At 64.4% G+C, this 20,365-nt stretch carries 16 protein-coding genes and 4 pseudogenes; 9 read left to right on the top strand and 11 right to left on the bottom strand.

From position 1 onward, the window contains the following. Positions 1-59: 59 nt before the first annotated feature. The 4 genes from DC31_RS03275 to guaB all read right to left on the bottom strand — a co-directional run bounded on the left by DC31_RS03275 (position 60) and on the right by guaB (position 3,055). Entirely contained in the window at positions 60-437 is a 378-nt protein-coding gene (locus DC31_RS03275; RefSeq protein WP_036277559.1) for a PIN domain-containing protein, read from the bottom strand. A gap of 141 nt (positions 438-578) precedes the next feature. After that, entirely contained in the window at positions 579-968 is a 390-nt protein-coding gene (locus DC31_RS03270) for an OsmC family protein (RefSeq protein ID WP_235201309.1), read from the bottom strand. Between the two features lie 20 nt (positions 969-988). Next, entirely contained in the window at positions 989-1,129 is a 141-nt protein-coding gene (locus DC31_RS19095; protein WP_235201308.1) for a hypothetical protein, read from the bottom strand. 423 nt (positions 1,130-1,552) lie between these two features. Then, positions 1,553-3,055, bottom strand: coding sequence for an IMP dehydrogenase (gene guaB / locus DC31_RS03265; RefSeq protein WP_036277013.1), 1,503 nt, complete (start codon positions 3,053-3,055; stop codon positions 1,553-1,555). A gap of 290 nt (positions 3,056-3,345) precedes the next feature. On the opposite strand from guaB, the pseudogene DC31_RS03260 reads away from it, so the two are divergent. The 4 genes and pseudogenes from DC31_RS03260 (at position 3,346) to DC31_RS03245 (ending at position 7,339) form a co-directional block, all read left to right on the top strand. Continuing rightward, positions 3,346-4,571: pseudogene (locus tag DC31_RS03260) on the top strand (ABC transporter permease subunit). A 3-nt stretch (positions 4,572-4,574) separates the two neighbouring features. Then, complete coding sequence (locus DC31_RS03255) at positions 4,575-5,552, top strand: branched-chain amino acid ABC transporter permease (protein ID WP_036277010.1); 978 nt, start codon at positions 4,575-4,577, stop codon at positions 5,550-5,552. Positions 5,553-5,604: 52 nt separating this feature from the next. Next, a pseudogene (locus DC31_RS03250) lies at positions 5,605-6,569 on the top strand (ABC transporter ATP-binding protein). After that, positions 6,566-7,339: an ABC transporter ATP-binding protein gene (locus tag DC31_RS03245; protein ID WP_036277007.1), complete on the top strand. Its 774-nt coding sequence runs from the start codon at positions 6,566-6,568 to the stop codon at positions 7,337-7,339. Before DC31_RS03250 ends, DC31_RS03245 begins: the two are co-directional and overlap by 4 nt. Positions 7,340-7,445: 106 nt before the next feature. Here the strand turns inward: DC31_RS03245 and DC31_RS03240 are convergent, their stop codons facing one another. From DC31_RS03240 to rarD, 3 genes and pseudogenes are all read right to left on the bottom strand, one after another. Continuing rightward, on the bottom strand, positions 7,446-8,282 hold the full coding sequence (locus tag DC31_RS03240; RefSeq protein WP_268748214.1) for an ABC transporter substrate-binding protein: 837 nt from the start codon (positions 8,280-8,282) through the stop codon (positions 7,446-7,448). 35 nt (positions 8,283-8,317) lie between these two features. Next, positions 8,318-8,707, bottom strand: a complete 390-nt coding sequence (locus tag DC31_RS19835; RefSeq protein ID WP_268748212.1) for an ABC transporter substrate-binding protein — start codon at positions 8,705-8,707, stop codon at positions 8,318-8,320. A 156-nt stretch (positions 8,708-8,863) separates the two neighbouring features. Further along, positions 8,864-9,792, bottom strand: a pseudogene (rarD, locus tag DC31_RS03235) (EamA family transporter RarD). Between the two features lie 139 nt (positions 9,793-9,931). Here rarD and DC31_RS03230 point away from each other — a divergent pair. The 5 genes from DC31_RS03230 (at position 9,932) to DC31_RS16800 (ending at position 15,529) form a co-directional block, all read left to right on the top strand. Continuing rightward, a complete protein-coding gene (locus tag DC31_RS03230) occupies positions 9,932-10,501 on the top strand; it encodes a hypothetical protein (protein WP_152545327.1) in 570 nt (189 codons plus the stop codon). Then, positions 10,495-11,904 (top strand): Hsp70 family protein, encoded by a 1,410-nt coding sequence (locus DC31_RS03225; RefSeq protein ID WP_036277001.1) that lies wholly within the window; start codon positions 10,495-10,497, stop codon positions 11,902-11,904. Before DC31_RS03230 ends, DC31_RS03225 begins: the two co-directional genes overlap by 7 nt. A gap of 9 nt (positions 11,905-11,913) precedes the next feature. Next, positions 11,914-14,559, top strand: a complete 2,646-nt coding sequence (locus DC31_RS16805; protein ID WP_051606369.1) for a LuxR C-terminal-related transcriptional regulator — start codon at positions 11,914-11,916, stop codon at positions 14,557-14,559. A 110-nt stretch (positions 14,560-14,669) separates the two neighbouring features. Further along, a complete protein-coding gene (locus tag DC31_RS18375; RefSeq protein ID WP_160173198.1) occupies positions 14,670-14,837 on the top strand; it encodes an IniB N-terminal domain-containing protein in 168 nt (55 codons plus the stop codon). A gap of 17 nt (positions 14,838-14,854) precedes the next feature. Next, positions 14,855-15,529: a hypothetical protein gene (locus DC31_RS16800; RefSeq protein WP_152545326.1), complete on the top strand. Its 675-nt coding sequence runs from the start codon at positions 14,855-14,857 to the stop codon at positions 15,527-15,529. Positions 15,530-15,957: 428 nt separating this feature from the next. Here the strand turns inward: DC31_RS16800 and DC31_RS03210 are convergent, their stop codons facing one another. The 4 genes and pseudogenes from DC31_RS03210 to DC31_RS18370 form a co-directional block, all read right to left on the bottom strand. Further along, entirely contained in the window at positions 15,958-17,589 is a 1,632-nt protein-coding gene (locus tag DC31_RS03210; protein WP_051606367.1) for a dynamin family protein, read from the bottom strand. Further along, the gene (locus DC31_RS03205; protein ID WP_235201307.1) at positions 17,586-19,490 is read right to left on the bottom strand and encodes a dynamin family protein; all 1,905 of its coding nucleotides are present in this window, start codon (positions 19,488-19,490) and stop codon (positions 17,586-17,588) included. The genes DC31_RS03210 and DC31_RS03205 overlap by 4 nt, the downstream gene beginning before the upstream one ends. A 77-nt stretch (positions 19,491-19,567) precedes the next feature. After that, positions 19,568-19,810: a hypothetical protein gene (locus tag DC31_RS03200; protein WP_036276998.1), complete on the bottom strand. Its 243-nt coding sequence runs from the start codon at positions 19,808-19,810 to the stop codon at positions 19,568-19,570. Between the two features lie 88 nt (positions 19,811-19,898). Next, positions 19,899-20,365: pseudogene (locus DC31_RS18370) on the bottom strand (hypothetical protein); the annotation flags it as partial.

Below are 20,365 nucleotides of genomic sequence, written 5' to 3'. Positions count from 1 at the left end.
CGGCTCAGCGGGTGCGACCATTGCGTGTGCGGGCTGCACCGTTGGCGAAACCGCGCGCGTCAGTCGGATGCCGTGGGCCGCAGTTGAATGACCCGCCCGGACTCACCCCACGCTCGATCCGCAGTGAGTGCAGCGGTGTCGAGCCGTTCTGCCAACGCAAGGCAGAGCCGATCGCCCAGCGAAAGTCCGGAGCCACTCTTCCAGAGCGACGCTGCAGCCTCTGCGTCTGCAGCGGAAACCGGTTCAATGCGGACGGTATAACTCCGCAGCAGTGCGCGGGCTGTCGCCCAGTCCGCCCCCGCTACCCGCACCCTCTGCGCGATCTCGGCCCAGTTGGCCGCGCCGATCACTCCTCCATCGAGCTCCGGCTCGGCCTGGTCAGCGCCAGGTTCTCCTTGAAGGAACGCAAGGACAGCCGACGCGTCGAGAACGCTCACGAACGATCCTCCGCGAGTGCCTCCGCCACTCATCGATACGCAGTGGGATAGCGTCACCTCGGGATGGGCCAGAGTGGGCCGCTAGAACGCCGATTTAGCGACCCGCTGCACCCCCCGCCGGGCCGGCTGCCGGGTGACGCGTCAGACCAACGCGCTCGCGGTCGGCACCGCGTTGGAGAAGAGGTCAAGTACGGGGCAGTGTGCGTCGACGACCTGGCGGAGGTTCTCGTACTCAGCGGCGCTATTTGGCCCGCTGATGTCGACCTTCAGCCGAACGTCGTGGAATCCCGCTCGGCCAGACTCGTCGATACCGAAGAGCTTGCGCACATCGAGGTCACCCTCCGCAGTGATCTCAATCTCGTCGATGGTGAGCCCAAGTGCCTGTGCGTACAGGCGGAAGACAACAACCTGGCACGACACGAGCGCGCCGAGCGCGTACTCGACGGGGCTCGCCGCTGCGTCATCGCCGGCGAGGCCACTCGGCTCGTCCACGAGGAAGCGGTGCTTCCCCGCCTGGATCTCGGTGGCCACGGATCCGACACCGCGTCCGGTCACCTTGTATGTGAGCGCAGCATTGGAGCGTCGCGCGCGATCCGCTCATTCCACGTGGTTCCCGCGTCGGTGAGGCGCTCTGCGCGCTCGCCGGGACTGACGGATGCGACGGTATCGAGCTGTTCCTGGAGAAGAGTCATGCCGCGACAGTAGCGACAGCGACCTCTCCTGCGCGCAGCATCCGTCATTCCTCGTCACACGCGGTCATGCGGCGTCATCGACGGTCATCCTCAGCAATAGACCACCGTTCCTCGCACCGGCCCCGCACCCTTGGCGAGGGTCGCACATTGCCGCTAATAGTGGGGCAGGCGACCAACTTCGACACCTCCGCGCGCTCCCTCATCCAGCGCGCCCTGGCGCCAAGACTGCACTGACGCAAAGGCGGAGACATCACGTTCTTCGCGAGTCAGCATTCTCGGCGTGGGACATCACTGGAGGTGTGGTGTCGCACGCAGAATTTGCGGGCCCATGCTCAATTTGGTGTCTCACGCGCAAATGGAGACCCGAGAAACGCAAGTGGGGGCGGATGCCGCAGCATCCACCCCCCACTCAACGCGAAGCCCCTACTTCTTGTAGTTGGGCGCCTCGACGACGATCTGCACATCGTGCGGGTGCGACTCTTTGAGCCCCGCCGCTGTGATGCGTACGAACTTGCCACGGGTCTTCAGCTCTTCGATCGTGCGAGCGCCGACGTAGAACATCGACTGACGCAGGCCGCCGACGAGCTGATAAGCGACCGCAGCAACCGGTCCACGGTAAGGCACCTGGCCCTCGATGCCCTCGGGGATGAGCTTGTCGTCACTGGGGACGTCAGCCTGGAAGTAGCGGTCCTTCGAGTACGAGGTCTGCTTGCCGCGGGTCTGCATGGCTCCGAGTGAGCCCATGCCGCGGTACTGCTTGAACTGCTTGCCGGACTGGAAGACGATCTCACCCGGAGACTCGTCTGTGCCAGCAAGGAGCGAGCCGAGCATGACAGCATCCGCCCCTGCGACGAGCGCCTTGGCGATGTCGCCTGAGTACTGCAGGCCGCCATCGGCGATCACCGGGATGCCGGCGGGGCGAGCAGCGATGGATGCCTCGTAGACCGCAGTCACCTGCGGGACGCCGACACCGGCGACGACGCGGGTGGTGCAGATGGATCCGGGACCGACGCCGACCTTGACGGCATCCACGCCCGCATCGATGAGCGCCTGGGCGCCCTCGCGGGTCGCCACGTTGCCGCCGATGATGTCGATGTGCGCGAAGGCCTCATCGGCTTTCAGCCGCTGAACGAGGTCGATGACCCCCTGGGACTGGCCGTTGGCCGTATCGACGACGAGTACGTCGACACCAGCGTCACGAAGCGCCTCTGCGCGCTCCCATGCGTCGCCGAAGAAACCGATCGCCGCGCCGACGCGCAGCCGTCCGTGCTCATCCTTGGTGGCGAGTGGGTACTTCTCGCTCTTGTCGAAGTCCTTGATGGTGATCAGGCCGGCGAGCTTGCCGTCCTCGTCGATGAGCGGCAGCTTCTCGACGCGGTGCTTGGCAAACAGTGCGATGACCTCACCCGCGGCAACGCCGACCTTTGCCGTGACGAGGTTCTCGCTCGTCATGACGTCTTTCACGAACGTGCTCTGGCGCTCGAAGCCAGAGACAAACCGCATGTCACGGTTTGTGATGATGCCGACGAGGTGGCCATCGGGGTCAACGACCGGGAGTCCAGAGATGCGGTACTTCGCGCACATCTCGTCGACTTCTTCGACCGTGGCATCCGGCGTCGTCGTGATCGGGTCGGTGATCATGCCCGACTCGCTGCGCTTGACGCGATCGACGTGCGCGGCCTGGTCGGCGATCGAGAGGTTGCGATGCAGGATGCCGATGCCCCCCTCACGCGCCATGGCAATGGCCATGCGTGACTCGGTGACGGTGTCCATGGCGCTGGAGAGCAACGGAGTAGCAACCGAGATTCGACGCGTGATGCGCGATGACGTATCAGCCTCACTCGGGATCACATCGGTATGCCCGGGCAAGAGCAACACGTCATCGTAGGTGAGTCCGACGAAACCGAAGGGATCGTGCTGGTCCATTGATGAGCCTCCTGCAGCAAGTTTGCGATGTATTGATTCTAAGCGTGCAGAAGCACCATAAATTCCCTGAGCCTCGCGCAAAATCCATCACATTCCAGCTCGTCGGTAGGAAAATCGCAGATCGCGCACTACGCTCAAATGCGTCGCCCCTCACTGCGGATCACACCCGATGATGCAGTGACAGCACTCAAAGTGGAGGTTGCGTGGGACCCACAACAACGCCCGTTCGACGACTCCGGCCCTGGCTGGTTGCGTTCATCGGCATTCTCTTCGCTCTCGGAGCGGTAGTTATGCAGCATCCTTATGCCGCATCGGCGAGCACAACCGACGACGGGCAAGAGGTCACTGACTTCTACTTCGCGGGTGTGATCACGTTCGATGACAAGCCTGTCGAGGGCGTCACCGTCGCGGTCGACGGAAACGGCTTCGATGCCAAGACCGAGACGGATGCTGACGGCAAATGGCGCCTTTACGTGCCCGAGAAAGAGAAGTACACCCTCACCGTCGATGAGGACACACTCCCGAAGGCGTGATCGTCGAGGGCGACTCTGCGTCGCAAGAGGTGGAGTTCGGACTCACCGGCACCAAGATCGTCAACCTCTTCCTCGGTGAAGGAGTGCGCGAGACCGAATCTTTCGGCGATCAGCTGCTCTCCCGGCTCGTCGGAGGCCTGAACTTCGGCCTCCTGCTGGCACTCGCCTCCATGGGCGCCGCGCTGATCTACGGCACCACGAGGCTCTCCAACTTCGCCCACGCGGAGATGGTGACCTGGGGCGGCGTCGTCGCGGTCCTCTTCACCACGTTCTGGCATCTGCCGGTGTGGCTCGGCATCGTCGCTGCGGTGGTCGGTGGCGGCCTGTTGGGCTGGGCATTGGATGCAGGCCTGTGGAATCCGCTTCGCCGCCGCGGACTCGGCATCGTTCAGCTCATGATTGTCAGCATCGGGTTGTCGCTCGCACTCCGCTACGCGTTCAACTACGTCATCGGCGGTAGCACGCTGCAGCTGCCCGGCGCCGGGGCGACGCCGATCCAGCTCGGTCCGGTCTCGCTGTCGTACATCGATATGATCGCGATGGGAGTGAGCATCGTCGTCATCGTCGCCGTCGCCTTCTTCCTCACGCGCACCCGCATCGGCAAGGCGACCAGGGCGATCTCGGACAATCCGCAGCTGGCCGCGGCATCCGGCATCGACGTCGACAAGGTGATTCGCATCGTCTGGATTCTCGCCGGCGTGCTCGCGGCGATCTCTGGCGTCCTCTGGGGATATTTCCGACCCGGTGTGCGGTGGGACATGGGCATGCAGATGCTGCTGCTCATCTTCTGCGCGATCACCCTCGGCGGCTTGGGTACGGCGTTCGGCGCACTACTCGGCTCACTCATCGTCGGCATCGCCGTTGAGGTCTCCACGCTGTGGATCCCCTCCGACCTGAAGTACGCGAGCGCTCTGGTGGCGCTGATCCTCATTCTGTTGATCCGGCCGCAGGGCTTGCTCGGACGACGAGAAAGGCTGGGCTGACGCATGGACTTCGGCAGCATTTTCGGCAACACCGCCGCGTACCTTTTGAGCCCGGTCACGATCGCTTACGCCTTGGCGGCGACCGGATTGGCCGTGCACTTCGGCTACGCCGGTCTGCTCAACTTCGGTATGGCGGCGTTCATGGCCGTCGGCGGCTACGGCTACGCCATCACCGTCCTCAGCTTCGGTCTTCCCTGGTGGCTGGGCATGCTGGTCGGCCTGCTAGGCGGGGCTCTGTTCGCCATTCTGCTCGGCATCCCGACCCTGCGACTGCGCGCCGACTATCTCGCGATCGCGACGATCGCGGCCGGCGAGATCGTCCGGCTGCTGTTCACGACGCAGCTCTTCGACGAGTGGACGAACTCCGCTGATGGTCTGGCCGGATACCACTCGGGATTCCGCGACGCCAACCCGTTCCCGGAAGGCACCTACGGCTTCGGTCCGTGGACCTACAACGAGAACGACCTGTGGACCCGCGTATTCGGCCTGCTCTTGCTGGCCGTGGCGATCTTGCTGGTGTGGGCGCTCATGCGCAGCCCATGGGGGCGAGTACTCAAGGGCATCCGCGAAGATGAGGATGCTGTGCGCTCGCTCGGCAAGAACGTCTTCGCCTACAAGATGCAGTCACTGGTGATCGGCGGCATGATAGGCGCCGCCGGTGGCATCGTGTTCGTGCTGCCCTCGGCGGTCGTCCCCGGCAGCTACACGACGTCGCTGACATTCTTCCTGTGGACGATCCTGCTGCTCGGCGGTGCGGCCACCGTATTCGGACCGACGCTGGGCGCGGTGCTCTTCTGGCTCGTGTTCGCCTTCCTCGGCAACCTGCTGCCCGATCTCGCATCGGCCGGAATCCTGCCGATCTCCGGCAGCCAGGCCGGCAGCATCCGCTTCATCCTCGTCGGTGTGGCGCTGATGCTGCTCGTGATCTACCGTCCGCAGGGCATCCTCGGAGACAAGAGGGAGATGACCTTTGTCAAATGAACTGACCCCCGAACCGGTCCCTGAGCCTGTCGCCGCGCCGCCAACCGGCAGCATCCGTCGGCCGAAGGCGACCGGACTCGCAAAAGGCCCCGCGAAGCCTGGGGTCGCCAAAGTAGACCCGATTCTCATCGCAGACGCCGTGCAGCGCCGATTCGGCGGACTGATGGCCGTCGATGTCGACCACGTCGAGATCCCTCGTGGCGCGATCACCGCTCTCATCGGCCCCAACGGTGCCGGCAAGACAACCCTGTTCAACCTGCTCTGCGGTTTCGACAAGCCCAACACCGGCACCTGGTCGTTCGACGGCAAGAATCTCGCCGGCATCCCGTCGTTCAAAGTGGCGCGGATGGGGCAGGTGCGCACGTTCCAGCTGACCAAGTCGCTGTCGCTGCTCACCGTGCTGGAGAACATGAAGCTCGGTGCGCCTCACCAGCGCGGCGAGGGGTTCTGGAGCAGCCTGTTCCCCTTCCTATGGCGCAAACAGGACAACGAGATCGAAGACAAGGCGCGCGAGCTGCTCGCGCGGTTCAAACTCGACGCCAAGGAGAACGACTTCGCAGCCTCGCTCTCCGGCGGGCAGCGAAAACTGTTGGAGATGGCGCGCGCCTCATGAGCGACCCGACGCTGGTCATGCTCGACGAGCCGATGGCCGGGGTGAACCCCGCACTGACGCAGTCACTGCTCGAGCACATTCTTGACCTGAAAGAGCTGGGCATGACAGTGCTGTTCGTCGAGCACGACATGCATATGGTGCGCCACATCGCAGACTGGGTCGTCGTGATGGCAGAGGGCCGCGTGGTGGCAGAGGGGCCCCCGGACGAGGTCATGAGCGACCCCGCCGTCGTGGACGCCTATCTCGGAGCCCACCAGGATGTCGACCTCGGCGCGGTTACGGGGCGGATTCCGGTCGTTCAGGATGCTGCCGCGCGGAAGTTGCGCGCACAGATCGAGGCCGAGGCGGAGGCGGAACTCGCCGCGACGAGCACCGCCGACACCGACCAGAAGGGCACAGCATGAGCGTCGACAGCACAGCAACCCCCGCGCAGGCGTCGTCGAACGATGACGTCGTGGTCGAGCTCAAGGACGTGCACGCGGGCTATCTTCCCGGCGTGAACATCCTCAACGGCGCGAACCTGGTCGCCAGGCAGGGTGAACTGATCGGCATCATCGGACCGAACGGCGCGGGCAAGTCGACGCTGCTCAAGGCGATGTTCGGCATGGTGAACGTGCGCAGCGGCGAGATCACCCTCAACGGCGAGAGCATCATCGGTCTCAAAGCCGACAAGCTCGTACGGCGCGGTGTGGCATTCGTGCCCCAGACGAACAACGTTTTCCCGTCGCTCTCCATCGAGGAGAACCTGCAGATGGGGCTGTACCAGAACCCGAAGATCTACGCCGAGCGACTGGAGTTCGTCAGCAGCATCTTCGCCGAACTCGGCACGCGCCTGAAGCAGCGCGCGGGCTCGCTCTCCGGCGGTGAGCGCCAGATGGTGGCGATGTCGCGGGCGCTGATGATGGACCCTTCGGTGCTGCTGCTGGATGAGCCTTCCGCCGGCCTTTCCCCTGTGCGACAGGATGACGCGTTCATCCGCGTCTCCGACATCAACAAGGCCGGCGTCACCACAATCATGGTCGAGCAGAACGCCCGCCGTTGCCTGCAGATCTGCGACCGCGCCTATGTGCTCGATCATGGCACCAGCGCGTACGAGGGCACCGGTCGCGATCTGCTCAACGACGAGAAGGTCATCGGGCTCTACCTGGGCACGCTCGGCACCGACGCCGCGTAGCGGTCTCGCCGGTCGCGGAGCCGGTCTCCTCGCCTGTACGCCTCGGCAGTTAGCAACGACGAGGGCCTCGGATGCAACATCCGAGGCCCTCGTCGTATGTGTCAGATCAGTTGATCCGCGAGTAGGTGTTGTCCGCACCGTACTGGAAGATACCGATCGCGGCGCCCTTCGGGTCACCGTTCTCGTCGAACGTGATGTCGCCGGAGTAGCCGTCATAGTCGGCCGTGCCACCGTCGTTGATGATCTTCGCGCAGTCGGCGAAGCTGGTGCACTTCTCACCATCACCCGAGCCGCCCGAGACTTCCTGCATCTTCGTGGCGATGTCGGCGCCCTCGGTCGAACCGGCGGCGAGCGATGCCAGCGCCACGAGGATGACGGCGTCGTACGCCTCAGCCGCATACGTCTGGTCAGCGATCTCGGGGTTGCCGAGACCGGTCCACAGCGTGTTCAGACGCTCGACGAAGTCGTCTTCGAGAGCAGGGCCCGGCTTGGTGCCCTTCGCACCCTCCAGCGAGACCGGGAAGTCCGCGCCGTAGGTGTTGGAGAGGTTCCCGTCAACAAGGTAGAACTTGTCTGCCGAGATGCCGGCGTTCACGAGGAGCGGCCCGATCGTCTTGAACTGCTCGAACGAGACGATGGCGACAGCATCCGGGTTCTGAGCCTTGATCGTTGCGACCTGTGCATCGAACTGCGCATCACCGACGTTGAAGGATGCGTCTGCGACGACCTCTCCGCCAGTGCCCTCGAACGTCGTCTTGATCGCGTCGAACAGACCGGTACCGTAGGCGTCGTTCTGGTAGATCACGCCCAGCGTCTTGTGGCCGTCCTCGGCGATGAGGTTGCCGAGGACCTCGCCCTGCAGCAGGTCGCTGGGGGCGGTGCGGAAGTAGAGCCCCTTGTCGTCCCAGGCAGTGAAGTCGGGCGACGTGTTCGACGCCGAGATCTGGAGGATTCCTGCGCTGACGTTGCCGTCGAGGATCAGCTTGGAGACGCCGGATGCTGCGGCTCGACGACAGCGGAGACGCCCTCGCTCTGGAGCTTCGAGATCGAGGTCTCGTATGCCTTGGTGTTCGTGTCGCCCTCGTCAGTGGGGGTCAGATCGATCTGGATGCCGGCATCGGCGTCGTTGACCTCCTGCACGGCGAGCTGACTTCCTGCTTCCATCGGCGGGCCGAGGAACGACAGCTCACCGGTCTGCGGCAGCAGCGATCCCATCTTGAGTGTCAGATCGCCCGCTGGCTTTGCGCTGTCGCCTGACGGGGTGTCGGTGGGCGTGCTGGCACAACCGGCAATGACAAGTGCGGAAGCGCTGAGTAGCGCGATTCCGGCGAAGACCCTCGCTGTGCGCGAGCCCTTCAATGCGTTCATGATGCTCCCTTGCGTAACTGAACGTGGAATGTGACCACAATCGGGTGCTCTAACCATAGAGCGTCACGTGCGCGTTGAGAGCGTGCGAGTGTCTCGGTGCGTTAACGATCCTGAACCGGGATCGCTCGTGTTCTCAGACGGGTGCGAACTGCGCGCTCACACCACCGCAGCCGCACGGGTGCGCCGACCGCGCCGCGCGGCGAGAACCAGGTCGATCACGAATACACCCACAGCGACCCATACGATGACGAATCCGATCAGCCGTTCGGTCGGCATCGGCTCGTGCAGGATGAGCACCCCGGTAAGGAACTGCATGATCGGCGTCATGAATTGGATCATTCCGATGACCGTGAGGTTGATGCGGCGGGCGCCGGCGGCGAATAGCAACAGCGGCACCGCGGTCGCGATTCCGGCGAACACCAGGAGTGACGTGTGCCACACACTCACAGTGCCGAATGTAATGCCTGAAGTCTGAGCGACGATGATGAGCTGCACGACGGCGACCGGGATGAGCCAGAACGATTCGAGGGTCAGGCCGCTCACGGCATCCACTGCTGGCCCGATTTTCTTCTTGATGAGCCCATAAACCCCGAAGGATGCTGTCAGCGACAGCGCGATCCACGGGAATGAGCCATAACCGATGATGATCACCACGACAGCGAGGGCCGCGATGCCGATCGCGACCCACTGCAACCGCCGGATGCGCTCGCGCAGCACAAACACGCCGAGCAACACGGTGGTGATCGGATTGATGAAGTAGCCAAGTGCGGTTTCGACGACGTGTCCGCTGAGGGTTCCGATGACGAACACCTGCCAGTTGACGTAGATCAGCGCTCCGGCGAGCGCGGTCCAGCCGAGTAGTCGCGGCTGGCGGATGATCGCATGATGCGCCGCCAGCCGCCTGCTGCAGTGAGAAGTAGCAGGCAGAAGACGAAGGAAAACAGCACGCGTGCGGCGACGATTTCCCACGGCCCTGTCGGCGCGAGCAACAGGAAGTACATCGGGAGGATTCCCCAGAGCAGATATGCCCCGCCGGCATATGCGCCGCCGAGGGCGCGGTCGCGTGGGGATGCGTCGATACTCACTGCTCCACCCTAGAGCGGATACGCGCTGCGACGGCCCGGACCCGCATCCAAGTGCCTCTGGTGGAGCCGCTACTTCAGCTCTATAGTGATCATCACCCAGGGCCGCAAGGCGGTCCAGATCTTTGGGGGATCGAACTGCGTGAGCGAATTTGATTATGCTCTCGCGATTGATATCGGCAACAGCCGTGTCGTTTCAGCTATTGCCCGTGTCTCTCGGGGTGAGCGTGCCGAAATCGTTCTGTGCTCGCTAGGAACTAGCCAGCACAGCACGTCTTCCGGGGTGTTCGCAGACGCCCACCGATCACTCTTCTTCGGTGATGACGCTGAACGACTCGGCGCGCAACAGCCCGAACGGATGGTGCGCGAGTTCTTGCAGAGCGTCGGTGCCGATGCGCCGGTAATGGTCGGCGGGCACGCGGTGGCTGCGGAAGAGCTGTACGCGCGCATGTGTGCGTGGATCGTCGACTCTGTCACCGCACAAGAGGGGGCGCCTCCCGCACAGATCGCGATTACGCATCCCCCGTCATGGGTCGGGCACCGCCAGTCAAGGTTGCTCACCGCGCTCACGCGGGTGGGCATTGGCAGCGCCATCCTGGTCGCCGAACCGATCGCCAGTGCACGGCGTTACGAGATTGAGCATCCGCTGAAGTCGGGCCAGCTGCTCGCGGTCTACGACCTCGGCGGCACGCGCTTCGACGCCTGGTGCTGAACCGAAGAGCAGCCATCACACCCGAATACCAGATCGTCGGCGAGCAGATCCACATCGACGACCTAGGCGGCGCGAACTTCGACGATGCGGTGTTGCGGCAAGTGATCGCAACCGGTGCAGACCTTGGCGCGATTCCGCTCGACCTTGCACAGTTGCGAGGCGACGTCGTGAAAGCCAAAGTGACGCTGTCGTTCGAGGCGGATGCCACAGTCCCCGTACAGCTCGCATCGGGCAACGCAAGCGTGCGCATCAACCGTTCCGAGTTCGAAAGCCTGATCGATGCCGATCTGGCAAAGACTCTGGACGCACTGGAGCTCGCGATCGAATCAGCGGGCGTCGCGGCCGAGCGGCTTGAGGCCATCGTGCTCACTGGCGGTTCGGCGCGCATCCCCCTCGTCGCCCAACGCCTATCCGAACGATTCGATCTACCGATTTTCGCGGATCCTGATACCAACGGCACCGCGGCGTTGGGCGCGGCGCAAATCGCTCTCGAACGGCTGCAAGAAGGCGCTCTTGTTCACGCACCGGCGTTGGTGTCACTCAAGAGTTCGGTCGTCGGTACGGAGTTGGTGCCCGCGGGAGAGCAGTCCACGTCCGCAGCAAGCACGGAGTTGGTACCCGCCCCCGCACGCGCCGGCCCGCTGACGATCTCGCGCCCGGCAACCCGTAAGTCGTGGTGGCCGAAGTCGCCGATTCTTCTTAGCGTCGCCGCCGCGCTTATCGCTTTCGCAATCATCTTCAGTAACACCACTGCCGCCGGCTCACGCTGGCCCGACTACGTTCAGGAGATCGCCGACGCGGCTGTGCGCATCGTGTCGCCTTTTAGAGCGATGGAGGCGGCAGAGGCTGTGGCGGTGCAGCCCGCAGCACCCGTCGTGCCCCCGGCATCCGCTCCTCCGTCAACGAATAACGAACGAAACGTCACACGCGACGAACCATCGACGCCGGTGAACCGCACCCGCAAGATCGCCGAACCGGATGCTCCGTCCACTTCGACACCGCCGCGCGAAGGCGTCGAGCCGGCCGCATCGGGTCCGAGAGTAGAGCCGAGTTCCCCTCCGGACGCGGAGCCGCCCCAGACCATACCTCCGGCAGACACGACACCTCCCGTTGAGACTCTGCCCGCAGACGCCGCTCCCCCAGCAGAGACTCCTCCCGCCGACACCCCGCCGCCGACGGACACCCCGCCCGCAGACACCACACCTCCGGCAGAAACCACCCCTCCCACAGACACAACTCCCCCGGCAGAAACGCCGCCCGCAGACACCACGCCTCCGGTCGACACCACACCCCCGGCAGAGCTTCCCCCCGGCGGATATTCCGCCCGCAGCTCCCGCGCCAGAGCCACCGGTAGACACTCCCCCCGAACCACCTGGCCCTGTGGCAGAGCCGGCCTGACGTGACCGTGCACAATGACCCTTCTTGCTGACCCTCCCGAAGCGCGCCCGAGCGCCGAGACGCAACTCTCCTGGCCCAGTCTGAAAGTGGCCGAGCCGCCGTTCGTCTGGGCTCGCCAGATCCGCTCTGCCATCGATGCCGTCATCGAAATCGCCCCGCCTCGTGCACTCGTTGTCGGCAACGCCGGATCAGGAAAATCGGCGACGCTACGACACCTGCAGGGTCTGCTCACCGCGCATGAGCGCGATGCGGTGTACGTCCGGCCGGATGCCACCGACATCTCCCGCTTCTCGCGATCGCAGGTACTGCTCGTCGACGATCTGCATCGGTTCAGCCGGGAACAGGTGGCTCAGTTGCGCGAACGCTCTGAGGACCCGGATGCTGCGCTGATCGCCGCGCTTCGCCCTTCAGCCTGGAGCGAGCAGGTCGCAGCAATCGTGCACAGCCTGGAACAGCACCGGCCGGCCGTGGTCCTCGGGCACCTTTCGCGCTCCGACCTTCTCAACTATCTGGAGAACAGCACACTGTTTTTGACCGATTCGTGCGTGGACCACATCCTCAAGGTGACCGGGGGCGTCTCGTGGCTCGTATCGGAGTCGCTACGGGCGCACGACGAACGCGACTGTCGAGACGACACCAGCCACCGCGAGCTTCGGGGCGCGCTCGAGGAACGCATCGCCCATCGTCTTGACATGATCGATCCAATCCTTCGTCGCACGATTGAGCAGATCTGCATCGCACCTCCCGGTCATATGCTGTCGATTCTCGACACATCAGCCGACGGCGTCATTGTCCCCGGCTACGCGGAGGGGCTGCTCATGCGCAGCGGGCAGCCCGTGCCGCTCGTGCGATCCACCGTGCACGCGACCATTCCGGTGCAGCGTCTGCTCGAGCTGAGTGAGGAGCTCGCAGACGGCATCGCACATTCGGCCGCCGCTGGCGACTCCAGCTACCAGGCGTGGGTCGGGTTGCTGCACGACAAGAACCTGGGCACCGCCCTGGTGCGTCACGCCGACCAGTTGCTCCAGAGCGACCCCGCGCGTGCCGCAGAACTGTACTTGGGAGCAGTGCAATCTGGAATCGACCCAGACTCGCTCGCGGGGAAACGTGCGCAGGGAGCGTGGGCTGCGGGCGAACTCGACGCGGCCAGCGCTCTCGTCGATGACGCGACTTCGCAGGAGAATTCGGTAGCTGACGCACGCAGCGACCTTCGGATCATCGACACATCGGCGGCAATCTGGGCCGCGCGGGGCATGATGGATCAGGCATGTGCGGTCTATCGCGCGAACCCACCAGCGAATGCCATTTCTGCCACGCGTGCGGCGATCGCCGACTTCGGCATCGGCTCGATCGGTTCTCTCGCCGCGGCGAGAGAACCGGGCAGGCCGGATGACCCGGTCACGACTCCCACGGCCTTGGGCGTCTCGATGGCGTTGTTGCGACGGGGGCTTGCGGCTTCCGTCGTCGTTGACCAGGCGGAATCGGCGCTCGCAGACCTCGTCCGCGCCTCTGAGATGTACACGACGTCACGCACCTCGGCCGGCATCCCCGAGCTGCCCGCCGTGCTCGCGGCTATCGTCGCCCTTAACCTCGGCGGGCTCGCCACCGCCGACTCGGTGATCGACGACGCCATCTCGGGTGGCCAGGGCGGACCGTGGGCAAAGCCACGCCTGTTGTTGTGGCGTGCGTGGATCGCGGTGCAGCGTGCGCGGCCGGCCGAGGCGCGCGACGCGCTGGCAGAGGCAAAGAGTGCCATGGCCGACGCAGCGCCCCGCGATGTGCTGCTCGCCGGTGCCGTCCAGGTCGCGATCGCACGTCGCTACGAGGATGCCGCGGGACTGGAATCTGCGTGGCGAAATGCTCGCGGTACCCTTCTTCGCGTCGACGTAGACCTCTTCCTGCTGCATCCGCTCGCAGAGCTGATCAGCTCCGCATCACGGGTGGGCGATATTGAACGCATCCAGCCGCAGTTCCAGCGTGCGCTGGAGCTGACCGAACGCTTCGGCAGCCCCGCACTGTGGTCAGCGCACCTGCGGTGGGCCGGCATCCAAAATGGCATTCTGCGCAGTAGCCCCGAGTCGCTCCGCCCGCACGCGAAGGCGCTCGTGGACGCATCGGCAGACAGTCGAGTCGCCGCGATCATGGCAAAAGCCGGCCGCGTGTGGACCTCGGTGCTCGGCGGCACTGTCGACGCCGACGCCGTTGAGAAGGCCGCGCACGGTCTCGCCTCGATCGGTCTGGTCTGGGATGCCGCACGGCTTGCCGGGCACGGCGCCGCGCGCTCCGAGGATCGGAAGATTTCGGCACGATTGCTGGCGTGCGCACGCGAGCTGCACCCCGTCGACGGCACACGCTCGCGCGTGGCCCCCGCTGCCACCGATTCTGGGACCAGCATGCGCACGCCTCCGGACGAGCTCCTCAGTGAGCGCGAACTGGAGGTGGCAAGACTCGTGCTGGAAGGAAAAACCTACGCCGAGATCGGCGAGACGATCTTCATCTCGCCACGAACAGCCGAGCATCACATCGCGCACATCCGCCGCCGACTTGGCGCGACTTCACGTTCCGAAGTGATCGCAAAGTTGCGTCAGCTTCTCGGTGGCCAATTCGATCAGTCTGTCCCCTCCCGTGCGAACCCGCACAGTGTGGATGGACCCCCCTAGGAGTCTTCCGATCTATCGGGGTCACCCCCGATGCTCGCCCGGGCAGCGGCGAATACGCTCCTGAGTATCCCCGAGTGAACCGACGTTCGAACAAGGTGGAGAGGTCACCCATGAGCACACCAGTAGCGACCATCGCGGATGCGCTGATCGCGTTTATTCTGAGTCTGCTGCACGACCCGGATGCGGCAGAAGAATTCGCCGCAGACCCCGCACCAGCGATGTTGCGTGGCGGCGTGCAGGAAGCCTGCGCCGCGACGTGCGCGCGGTGGCCCCTGTGATTGTCGACCATCCCTCGGTGATGCCGAAGCCGCCACCGCCGAACCCTGGCCCGACCGACCCCCCTGGGCCGCCCGACCCAGTGGTCAACGAGATCATCCGTCTGGTGAACCAGTTCACGACCATCGACGCCCGCTCTACGATCGTTGATCAGTCTGTGAACCAGAACATCTGGACGCAGGGCGGGGATGTCACCCAAATCTTCGATCAGGAGGCCATCGTCGCCTCGGGTGACGAATCCGTCGCCGCCGGCAACGACGCAACGCTGGTCAACTCCGATACGGACATCACGACCGGAGACGTCTCGATCGGCAATGACGAGTACAACGACTCCTTCAACGAAGACGGCTCGACCAACGAAACAGCGAACGATTCGTTCCAGGACAACTCCATCACCGACGGCTCCACCGACGGCACTGTGGCTGACTCGTTCCAGGACAACTCCACGACCGACAACTCGACCACCGGCACTGTGGCTGACTCGTTCCAGGACAACTCCACCGACGTCAACGTAGAAGTCGACGACAGCACGATCGCGGCTCCGGCCGAAGCCATGAGTGCCGCTGTCGTTGAAGAACCCGCCGACGTTCTCGAATCCGATATGACTGCTGCAGTTGACGACACGTCTTATGCGACGGACTCGGTCGCAGTCGTAGATGAGCCGATGATCGAAGAGACGGCTGAGGAGCAGTGACCATCCAGACGAACCCGACACCTGCGGGCGGGGGCCCTCCAAAGAGGGAGGCGCCAGCCCGTCCGCCGGTGCGCGGACCGAATGCGGCGCCGGTACTGGTCAAGTTGCCGCCGCCGTTCTCGGTGCGGGTGAGCCAGTTCTTCTGGATCATCAGCTTCGCGGTCGGTGGATTCACAGCGGTGTACTTCTTCATCATCCGCCAAGAGTTGCTGCCGCTCATCGCCGATGTCGCCAAGGGCGTGACCCAGGGGCGCGATGATTCGACTTACAAGACTGCCGCCGACATCGTCTTCTGGGTGGTGTTCGCGATCATCGCCGCCATGCTGATGGTCCAGATCACGCTCCTGGTGTCGTTCATGGGCAGACGTCCACAGGTGCGCTGGTGGCAGCTCGCGACTCTCGCCGTGCAGGCTCTGCTCGTCCTACTCTCACCGGAATGGGTGGCGCTGGGCCAACGCGGTGAACCGTTGCCATCGTTTCTTGCCGCCCAGGCGGGGCTCGTGCTTCTCGCCTTGCTCGCCAGCGTGATGCCCAAGGCCATCTCCTGGTCCGCCCGCCAGCATGACGTCCGACGAGGCCCCGAGACCCCGGCCAGCACCGACTTCTGACGCGATCTCGTCGAGGCTGCGCAACACCACCCGGCAGACGCTGACCGTCGATCTCTCTGCGGTGGGCGCCTGACTGACACGATGCCAGTGGTCGATCTTCGCCGCCACTTGCGCGCGCAGCGCGTCGGGTTCGGAGGTGCCTGACATTCCGAGGCGCAGATGCGCTGCGGTGCCCTCCGCTCCGGCGATGCGCTGCGCGTCTGCGGCATCGGTGTCGGCGAGAGGGAGACCGCTTGAGCGGGCTGTCGCCAGCAAGGCCAGTTCGCGCAGCGTGTGCGCATCGGCGGTGACGCGTTCGATGCCAGCGTGAATCTCGTCGAGATCGTCGCGCGGATGCTCGCGCAGCAGTTGCTGCAGCTGCAGCAGCACACCACGTGTCTTCAACGTCGCCGCCCTGGTCTGAAACTGCGCCCTGACAAAGTCCTGCAACTCAATGAGTCCGCTCTGCTGCACCATTTGTTCCGACAGCTCAGATGAGCTCCGCACCCCGCCGCGAATAAGAGCGGTCGCGAGCCTTACGCCGAACAGGCCGAAGCGGGCGAGCAGATCCTGACGCACCGTGGTGCTGAGCGTCGTCGCGGTGGATGGCCGGGTGAAACGGTCTGCGGAGACGATCAGGCGTTCACGGTCGGCGCGCTCCAGACCCGCGAGCTCACGGAAGGCGATGTACTCGCTCTCCCTGAGCGTGCGCGCGCCTTCGGCGAGAAGTCCGGCGACCGGGATCACCCGTAGCACGAGCGAGGCGAGGTCGCCGTCGCGTTCGTACCGCTGCGCGACCTTGCCCGCAGAGAGCAGCGAGTCGATGCGGCCAGAACCGATCTCGTCGGAGCGTGAGAGCACCCCGACCGCGCAGACAGTCTGCGCCGCCCCCGCAGCTGTGTCGCGAAAGGCTTCGAGGAAACGCACGTCGGCGCCGTGCAGATGTCGCATGAGGTAGATGACCGCGTCTGCGGCAGAGGGCGAGGCATCCGGGGTGAGGAACCTCTTTGTGCGGGCCGACGTGTGCTCTGAAAGTGAGCCGATTCCGGGCGTATCGATGAGAATCACCGATTTGAGACCTTCCAGCGGCCAGCCCACGTCGATCCATTCCACTTCCTCTGCCGTGAGCTCATCGAGGCTCAGCACCAGGCGTCCGCGCTCACGCCGGATCGGCATGCGCCGCGGGGCGCCCTTACGAGGATGCATCGTGACAGTCGGCGTCGAGCTGTAGCGATACCACGTGACCACGCGCGTGCACTCACCGGTATCCGTCGGCGCAATTTGTTCGCCGAGCGCGGCGTTCAACAGGGTGGATTTTCCGGCCTTCACCATCCCTGCGATCGCCAACCGCAGCGGTTCCTGCAGTCGAGTCTGCAGCTGGGCGATCACCGCGAGAGCAGGGGCATCGCGCTTGTACAGCGTGGCAGCGGCGCGCAGCACGGCATCCGCTTCCGCGATGACGTCGCTCGTCATCGCGGCGTCTCCGTGGACGCGCGCGGCAGACTGCGTGCCTCCGTGGGTGCGCGCGGCAGAGTGCGCATCGCCGGTACCGGCGGCAGCTCAGGAATCACGTGGCGGATGCTTTCGAGTTCGGAGAGCTTCGTCTGCAGTGCGATCACGCGCTCATCCCGCGATGAGGTGAACGTCCCGGCAGCGAGCTTGGCGCCGTTGAGTGCCTCAGACAGCGAGCGATGCAGTTCTTCCGCCATCGAGCCGAAGTGGTCGCGCGCCGTGCGCTGCACGAGCCGCAGGCGGTCTTTGAGCTGTTTGCCGACCTGGAAGATGACCTCGTCAATGTAGCGTCGCACGAGCAACTTCGCCTCCTGCTGACGTCGCGCGAGCCGAGCGTGCATGTCTTCCCGGTAGGCGCGGCGCCCCACGAAGATGCCAGCCAGCAGCGAAAGCGGATTGATCAACGCCATCCCGATGAGGCCGGTCGCGAGCCCCACCATGAGCACACCGCCATACGATCCGCGCACGCCGATGTAGATCTTCTCCCCCGCGCCCATACGGCCGGCGTCGAGGGGCGAGATCGGCTCGACAACGTCAAGCAGTCCTTCGGTGCTCCCCACATCGATCGCAGGGATGCCGGATTCGCCCTCGCTGAACAGATCAGCGACTTCTTCGGACAGCCAGCGTGAGCGTTCGTCTGTCCACACAAATGTCTCGGTGACGGCCGCGGCGGCGCGCTGATCGATCCACTCGCTGATCTGATCCCAGATCGGACCGGGGTCGCCCTCTTCAATCGCCTTCTCCGCCTCACGCTGTACCGTGCGCAGGCGGTCGCGGAGGTCGTGCTCCATGTCGGCGATCAGATCGGTAATGCCGTCGGTCAGGGTGACTTGCCAGCGCGCAGAGCGGCCGCGGAACTCGTCGGCTTTGGTTCTCGCGTTTTCGAGCTCGGCGATCATGCGCGGAGTGTCATGCGGATTTAGTAGCGCGTTCAGTTCGGTGCGTAGCGACATCGTGAGCTGCTCGACGACGGAGAGCAGGTCATGCACGGCGCTGCGCTCGTGGATCACCTCAGCGCGCCCCAGCACCTCACGTCGCAGGTGCGCGACGAGTGCAGGAAATCCGGACTCGTCGTTGAGCTCGCGATCTTGGAGTTCGGCGGCGAGCAGGCGCAGGTCGCTGGAGACCGAGAAGATCGGCACATCGCCGACCTCTTCCAGGTGCCCCTGGTCGATCTGCTCGACTTGACGCCACTCGGGGTAGAGATCGGTCTTGGCGAGCACGGCCGCGACGTTCGGCGAGATGCGCATGGCGTGCTTGAGGAACTGCACCTCGGGTTCGGTGTACTCCTGTGACGCATCCGACACGAGCAGTACGGCATGCGCCGTCGATAGCGCAGACAGCGTCGCGAGCGCGTTCGAAGAGTCGAGTCCGCCGACGCCTGGCGAGTCCACGAGGTTCAGCCCGCCGCGGAGAATCTCGCGTGGGAGAAGCACCTCGGCAGAGAGAATGTTGCGCTCGTTGGCCGGGTTGCCATGCTCTGACACGTACTCGGCCAGGTCTTCCAGAGGAATGGCGACTCGCTCGACCGTGCGATTTGGAGAGCGGGATGCCGCGGCATCCGTCTGCATAAGCACCGATGCCGATGGTTCGTCGGCATACCCGACTGTCATCGGCACGCTGGTGGCCACGTCGTCGTCGACCGGGCACACCGGCGCATGGACGAGAGCGTTGATGAGCTTGCTTTTGCCCTGTTTGAACTCACCGACGACGATGACGCGCACCCCTGGGTCACGCAGGCGTGACTGGGTCTGCTCAAGCCGCTCGGCAAGATCAGTGCGTCCCGTGGACGCAGCAAGTTGGCCGACATCGCGAACGACGTCGACGATCGGTGAAGCTTCGGTGATTTCCGTGTCAGCCACGTCATTTCCCCAGTCCCAGTCGCCGGTGAGGCGTGTACCTCAGGCTAGGGGCGGGAAGTCTCGTCCGCTAGGCCTGATCAGATCGGAAAGTCAGAGTCGAAAGCGGTGTCGCCGATGTCGATGGCGTCTGCTGCCCCGCCGTCTCCCCACAGCAGATCGTTGTCAACGTCCCAATCGGAGGCGTTGACGTTCTCGATCTCTTGGGTGAACATGTCTGCCCCGGTGAAGTCGAACGTGTCGTCCAAGTCGTCATCCGAAAGCTCCGGCGCGTCGCCGTCGGCCGGCGAGATGCCGGACGGTTCGAGTGCGTCGCTGGACATGGATTCACACTTTCAGGTGAGGTAGTTGGGAGTGTACTGGTCTGCCCGGCCACCCGATGTGGGCGGCCGGGCAGGTTGCAGAACTGGGTCAGAAGTCCAGTTCGTTCGCGTCCCCAAACGGACTTGCAACGTTCGAGTTGTCGACATCGACATCGACTTCGAGTGAGTTGTCTTGGAACGAGTCGTCCACGGTCCAGCTGTCGGAGTTGTCGGTCATCGAGTTGTCCTGGAACGAGTCGTCAACCGACCAGTTCTCGGAGTTGTCGGTCATCGAGTTGTCCTGGAACGAGTCGTTGATCTCCAGGTTGTCGGAGAAGTCCGAGTTGAAGGAGTCGTTGTACATCTCGTTTCCGATGGAAATGTCGCCGACACTGATGTCGGTGTTGATGTTGGCGATGTCAACGTTTCCTCCGGCTGCCACCGAGTTATCTCCAGAAGCGGAGACGCTGTTCTGGCCGAAGTACTGCGAGACGTTTCCTCCAGAGGCGTCCCCGCCGGTGGCTGCTGCGCCGCCAGCGTTGCCGCCGCCCGCACCGCCGCCACCCGCGAGCGCAC

This window comes from Microbacterium sp. CH12i, from assembly GCF_000685355.1.
GTDB lineage: Bacteria > Actinomycetota > Actinomycetes > Actinomycetales > Microbacteriaceae > Microbacterium.
This window is presented reverse-complemented; position numbering and strand designations above follow the sequence as displayed.